Genomic DNA, 5,778 nt, shown 5'->3' on the forward strand with positions numbered 1-5,778 from the left:
GAGTAAAATCGATGTAAAACAAGCGATTAGCGACATTCAATCGACAATAGATACCTTCCTGAAACAACCAATATTGGAGCAAGCGAATGCCGTCTGATGCACAAGCCAGCGCGACAATGTCGACACCATTTAGCAATGTTCCCGTCGAAATAACCGTCTCGGTCGGGCGCGCCCGCCCGTCAATCCGGGAACTGTTGGACCTTGGTGAGAACTCTGTTCTGGCCCTTGACAAGACTGTCGACGCACCTGTCGATTTATACATTGGGGATCGCCTGGTTGGCCGCGGTCAGCTTGAGGAAACCGAAGATGGTGCATCCTCAATGCTTGCCGTCCGCATCACCGAGATCGTCGAACCCGAGGTGGGCAGCGCGTGAAGCACCGGGCGCTGCGCTTTCTGCTGCTGGTTGGTTTTTTTGGCTTGCCTTCTTTGGCTACCGCTCAAACCCTTGCGGATGGGCTGATCGAAAATGGCTCGCTCACAAGCAGCAGCCTTCAGTTGATCGCGCTTGTAACTATCCTTAGCCTCGCGCCTGGTATCTTGATTATGATAACCTGCTTTCCCTTCATGATTACGGTACTCTCGATCCTACGGCAGGGGATAGGTTTACAACAATCGCCACCAAACATGATGCTGGTTAGTCTTGCTCTTTTTCTGACGTTTTTCGTGATGGAGCCCGTCTTTACCGAGGCCTGGACCGCAGGAATTGGCCCCTTTGGCGAAGGCAAGATTGAAATTGATGCCGCGTTCAGCAGCGCCATTGTTCCATTTAAGGAGTTCATGGCCGCGCGCGTTAACCCTGACACATTCGCCGCATTGGCCGACCTTCGCCCTGATTTGAAGGCAGGCGCGCCTGAACCAGACGCGCATTTGTCCTTATTGGTGCCCAGCTTCATGCTCTCGGAAATTGCCCGCGCGTTTCAGGTGGGATTTTTACTGTTCCTACCATTCTTGATTATCGACCTCGTCGTCGCAGCCATTCTGATGTCCATGGGCATGATGATGGTCCCGCCAGCGATCGTTTCGCTGCCATTCAAACTTGCGTTCTTTGTGGTTGCAGACGGTTGGACGCTTATCGCGTCCGGCTTGGTGCAAAGTTACTATTGAACCTCAGACCCACTTTGCCAGCGGCGGAAGACTCATCAACACTGCATTTGCGTCATGGCCCGTTTCCAACCCAAATTTAGTGCCGCGATCGTAGACCAAATTATACTCTGCATAGAGACCCCGATGCACCAGTTGAGCATCTTTATCGGCATCGCTCCACGCCTGAATGCGCCGCTTTTCGATCAATGGCAAAAACGCAGGAAGAAACGCTTTGCCGATATCTTGCGTAAGCGCAAAATCAGCGTCCCAATCGCCTGAATTGCGATCGTCCATAAAAATACCGCCGACACCGCGTGCACGTGCGCGATGTGGAATGTAAAAATACTCATCCGCCCATTCTTTCAGCGCGGGATAATGCTCGGGACCGTGGGGATCGAGATGCTGTTTCTGCGTTGCGTGAAAATGTGCTGTGTCCTCGTCATATTCAAGGCATGGGTTCAAATCCGAACCGCCGCCAAACCACCATGCATGAGGCGTCCAGAACATACGGGTATTCATATGGACTGCCGGGCAATGCGGGTTCTGCATATGCGCAACAAGCGAAATCCCAGAGGCCCAAAAGCGCGGATCATCCGCCATGCCTTCAATACCCTTACGCGCGGCCATAGCATTTTGTGCGCGGGCACCAAGCGTGCCGTAAACCGTGGAAATATTCACGCCAACCTTTTCAAAAACCCGGCCGTTGCGCATGACGCTCATCAACCCGCCACCAGCATCACTACCGTCATCGGATTTGCGCGTTGTTCTGGTTACCTCAAAACGGCCTGGCTCTGCCTGCGACATCGGTCCAGTGCTATGGCTGTTTTCCAGATCCTCAAAGGCAGCAACGATTTGATTGCGCAGATCTTCGAACCAAGTCGCTGCCTTGGCTTTTTGTGGCTGCATTTCCGATGTCATGGAGAGTCCTTTAGTGCTTTGTTTGCCGTCAATGCGCGGGCGGGCCGACGGGATCCAGCAGGGTACGACCGCCATCAACTGTCAGTACTTGCCCAGTCATGAATCCTGACCCGTCAGACGCGAGATACTGCACGGCTTCGGCCACTTCTTGAGGCGCTGCAATGCGGCCAAGTGGCGTAATGCTTTCAATCGTCTCGCGGTACTCACGGTTTTCTTTAAGAACTTCACGCAAGCTCGCGCTCATGACCGAACCGAAAGCAACTGAATTAACTCTAATCCGCTCAGGCGCAAGAGCGACGGCAAGGGATCGCGTCATTTGATCCAAAGCTGCCGTGGATATTGAGAACGCCAACAATTCCGGACGCGTTCGACGGGCAGCGACCGAAGAAAGGTTGATAATCGAGCCGACTGGCCCTTCCTCTTTATCTTTGGCTTGCTTTATCATACGTCGCGCGACAAGCTGCGACAGACGCAGGCTTGTCATCAGGTTTTGTTGAAGAAGCGTGTTTACCGTGTCGTCATCGGGATCAAGCGGCGCAGTGGTCAGCACCTGCCGCGATCCGTTCACAAGAATATCGACAGTATCAAATGCGTCGATCGTACCCGAGAGCAGGTTTGCCAAGGTCAATTTCTCACGCAGATCGCCTGAAAAATAACGGATGTTGCTGTCTTCCGCGACATCGCCCAATTCTTCGGCAAGCTTGGATTCATCCATGTCGGCAAACATGACATTCGCGCCCTGAGCCGCGAAATGACGCGCGATCGCCAAACCGATCCCATTGGCCGCGCCTGTCACAATTGCAGTTTTTCCATCAATCGAAAAGGACATCGGCTATCTCCAAAAAGGAAGCGTTCATCACACTTTAACGCGTCCGCGCTCTGCGCAAAACACTTTGAATTTATTGGTCCGCTCAATCACCTCGACGCTTTTGAACGCTTCTTCCAACGCAGCCTCATAGGGTAAATGCGCATTGGCGACCATATACAACTTTCCAGCGGGTTTCAGCATCTTTGCGGCAGCCTCGATGAAACGCACGCCGAGCGATGGTTCGGCGCTGCGCGAAACATGGAAGGGCGGGTTCATGATAACCGTCTGAACCTGGTCGCGCACACGCCAACTTAGCGCGTCGTTCCAATGGAACTGGGCGCGGACATCCTTAACGTTTGTGCGTGCGCAATCGAGCGCGGCGGCGTTATCCTCGACCAAATGAAGGGTTTGAATTGCAGGTGCGCGCGCAAGCACGCCTGCCGACAAAAACCCCCAACCAGCACCCAAATCTACGGCAGTGCCCTTGAGGTCGGTCGGAATATGTTCAAGCAGCAATGCAGAAGCCGGATCAATGCCGTCGGATGAAAACACCCCCGGGGCAGTCACGAAACCATCAGCATTTTGTTGCGGCTCCGACTGCCACTGCTTTAGTGCAATTGCGTCGCTTGCGCGGAACCAGATCGTCTTGCCATGGGCTTTGGAATAGTTTGAAATCGACGGCACTTCGCGCGCGATCTGTTTGGCGATGCTCTCGATACCGTCGGTCTTTTGGCCGTCGACGATGATCCAGCCGTCTGGCGTCTGGTTAATCGCCTTAGCGATCAGATGTTGCGCCTCGGCTTTGGCGCGGGGCAGGAACACAATCGCATGTTCAAACGGATCAGATTGCACTGGATCCACGCGAATGCCCGCAGCCTTCAAAGCGGTATTTGTGACGAATGAGCTGCTTTCGCAGGCCAAGTCCAGATCAAGCAACCCGCGCAGGCGATCAACATCCATTTGTCCGAAGACACCGATGGTGCCCGAGAGTTGGGGTAGCAACTCTGCGTTGCGGGCAAGGTCCAAACGCGCGTGTTTCATAACGTCGCTATTCTTTTTCCATGGTGCATTGCAAAGGATGCTGGTTGCGGCGGGCCAGATCCATAACCTGGCTCACTTTGGTTTCAGCTATTTCGTGGCTGAAAACACCAACAACAGCGAGGCCCTTCTTGTGAACCGTCAACATGATCTCAAACGCCTGTGCGTGGTTCATGTTGAAAAACCGCTCTAGGACATGAACGACAAACTCCATTGGCGTATAATCGTCGTTGAGCAAGAGCACTTTATAAAGCGGTGGTTTGCGCGTTTTCGGGCGCACTTCCACAACAACGCTCGCATCGGAGTCGTCATTTGTTTTGTCAGAAGCGATGATCGGCTGGATGAGCATGCTTACGCGGTTTTCCATGTTCTTCAATTGGTCACAGACCTCTATATAACTTCAATGGGCTAATAGAAAAGAGGGCATGCTAGACCAGCGCCCGCGTTGTCATGAAAATCGCCCCAAAAGGTGTGATTTCAAGATCGGCACGGATCGATTTATTGTACCAGTCAGTATGGAGTCGGACAGCGCCTTTGTTCGCTGGGGCCGGATTGCCACATTGCTGACACAATCGCTTGGCTTGGGGTCACTCGCGTTGAAACCGCAATATGTTGAGAAATCGAGTAAAATTTTTCTAAGTTTTCCTTTGTTTTGAATACTTTATTAATCGAAAGTTATGTGTTAGTACTTAACCATAATAAAAATACGCTAGTCGAAAAATCGGCAGCACTGAGGCAGTAAAAGGCAGAAATCGTGAAGGTACGGCACACATCGCCGGCCCGACTAGGGCTATTGGTCATTTCACTCTTATGGTTACTCGTTGCGCTCCCGATGAGCGTTTCGGCAGCACCATATGCAGCTTATGTTATGGATGCGCGCTCTGGCGAAGTGCTGCACGCTCGAAATGCAGATACGCGCTTGCACCCTGCATCGCTGACCAAAATGATGACGCTCTACATTGCGTTTCAGGCGATCGAGAACGGTGAAATCTCGCTTGATACAACGGTTAAGATCTCAGCCAATGCTGCGAATGAACAACCATCGAAACTCGGCCTGCACGCCGGGCAACGCATCAAGTTTCGCTATCTCATTCGCGCCGCTGCGGTAAAGTCCGCGAACGATGCTGCAACAGCAATTGGCGAAACGCTTGAAGGATCCGAAGCTGCCTTTGCACGCCGCATGACCCGCACAGCCAAATCGCTCGGCATGTCCAAAACAACCTTCAAGAATGCCCACGGGCTAACAGAAGCAGGCCACCTTTCAACAGCGCACGACATGTCAATTCTGGGGCGCCATTTGCTCTATGATTATCCTGATTATTACAATCTGTTCTCGCGTATCTCGACAGATGCCGGTGTTAAAACGGTTCCCAACACAAACCGCCGTTTTCTAAGCAACTATAAAGGCGCAGATGGCATCAAGACAGGTTATACGCGTGCCGCGGGCTTTAACCTTGTTGCCTCCGCCGAGCGCGGCGAAGAACGCATTATTGCGACGGTTTTCGGCGGCCAGTCAACAGCGGCACGAAATGCACGCGTCGCTGAGTTGCTCGACATGGGGTTCAAGCGCGCGCCGTCCCGTGTTGCTTTGCGCAAACCATCCAAGCCCGCCTATGGCGGCTCTCGCGCGACTGCTAAAACCATCCGCGTGGTGCGTGCAGTCAAAGAAAGCCCACGTCCAAAAGCACGCAGTAGCATTGTGGCTGATGCGCCCATTCTCGTATCTTTGAAAGACGACGTTCGTGAAGCGCTAGTTGAGGCCCAGGTCAGCACAGCAACTGATGTTCAGGTCACGCAGGTAGCGGCCTCGTCAACGGCAGCGGTGATGACGTCGCCCAAACCGGCAGCAAGACCAAAGGCGCTGTTGCTCGCCTCACTCACCCAGCCAAGGCCTGAACCAAGTGCCCAGCCGGAGCAAGAAGTCGTCACC

General features: G+C 53.2%; 7 protein-coding genes. 3 read left to right on the forward strand and 4 right to left on the reverse strand.

The features are described from left to right. The first annotated feature begins 86 nt into the window (after window positions 1-86). Both WBC85_RS14565 and fliP read left to right on the forward strand, forming a co-directional pair. Window positions 87-374 carry a FliM/FliN family flagellar motor switch protein gene (locus WBC85_RS14565; protein ID WP_424438757.1) on the forward strand — a complete coding sequence of 96 codons (288 nt, stop codon included), beginning with the start codon at window positions 87-89 and terminating at the stop codon, window positions 372-374. A 44-nt stretch (window positions 375-418) separates the two neighbouring features. Beyond that, window positions 419-1,105 carry a flagellar type III secretion system pore protein FliP gene (gene fliP / locus WBC85_RS14570; RefSeq protein WP_424438772.1) on the forward strand — a complete coding sequence of 229 codons (687 nt, stop codon included), beginning with the start codon at window positions 419-421 and terminating at the stop codon, window positions 1,103-1,105. Window positions 1,106-1,108: 3 nt separating this feature from the next. Here the strand turns inward: fliP and hemF are convergent, their stop codons facing one another. From hemF to clpS, 4 genes are read right to left on the reverse strand one after another with little or no spacing between them, the layout of a single operon-like run. Beyond that, the gene (gene hemF / locus WBC85_RS14575; RefSeq protein WP_424438760.1) at window positions 1,109-2,002 is read right to left on the reverse strand and encodes an oxygen-dependent coproporphyrinogen oxidase; all 894 of its coding nucleotides are present in this window, start codon (window positions 2,000-2,002) and stop codon (window positions 1,109-1,111) included. A 28-nt stretch (window positions 2,003-2,030) separates the two neighbouring features. Then, window positions 2,031-2,831: an SDR family NAD(P)-dependent oxidoreductase gene (locus tag WBC85_RS14580; protein ID WP_424438763.1), complete on the reverse strand. Its 801-nt coding sequence runs from the start codon at window positions 2,829-2,831 to the stop codon at window positions 2,031-2,033. Window positions 2,832-2,858: 27 nt separating this feature from the next. Further along, window positions 2,859-3,851: a methyltransferase gene (locus WBC85_RS14585; RefSeq protein ID WP_424438766.1), complete on the reverse strand. Its 993-nt coding sequence runs from the start codon at window positions 3,849-3,851 to the stop codon at window positions 2,859-2,861. 7 nt (window positions 3,852-3,858) lie between these two features. Then, on the reverse strand, window positions 3,859-4,197 hold the full coding sequence (gene clpS, locus WBC85_RS14590; RefSeq protein ID WP_424438775.1) for an ATP-dependent Clp protease adapter ClpS: 339 nt from the start codon (window positions 4,195-4,197) through the stop codon (window positions 3,859-3,861). A 405-nt stretch (window positions 4,198-4,602) separates the two neighbouring features. Here clpS and WBC85_RS14595 point away from each other — a divergent pair. Further along, window positions 4,603-5,778 (forward strand): D-alanyl-D-alanine carboxypeptidase family protein (locus WBC85_RS14595; protein WP_424438769.1); only part of this gene is annotated, 1,176 nt, incomplete at its 3' end.

Origin of the sequence: Planktotalea sp., assembly GCF_049680325.1 — a bacterium.
Taxonomy (GTDB): Bacteria; Pseudomonadota; Alphaproteobacteria; order Rhodobacterales; family Rhodobacteraceae; genus Planktotalea.

What these genes read in the sequence shown, in the direction of transcription:
- WBC85_RS14580 (WP_424438763.1), bottom strand. Translation starts at nt 2,831, where the DNA reads ATGTCCTTTTCGATTGATGGAAAAACTGCAATTGTGACAGGCGCGGCC.
- clpS (WP_424438775.1), bottom strand. Translation starts at nt 4,197, where the DNA reads ATGCTCATCCAGCCGATCATCGCTTCTGACAAAACAAATGACGACTCC.
- WBC85_RS14565 (WP_424438757.1), top strand. Translation starts at nt 87, where the DNA reads ATGCCGTCTGATGCACAAGCCAGCGCGACAATGTCGACACCATTTAGC.
- hemF (WP_424438760.1), bottom strand. Translation starts at nt 2,002, where the DNA reads ATGACATCGGAAATGCAGCCACAAAAAGCCAAGGCAGCGACTTGGTTC.
- WBC85_RS14585 (WP_424438766.1), bottom strand. Translation starts at nt 3,851, where the DNA reads ATGAAACACGCGCGTTTGGACCTTGCCCGCAACGCAGAGTTGCTACCC.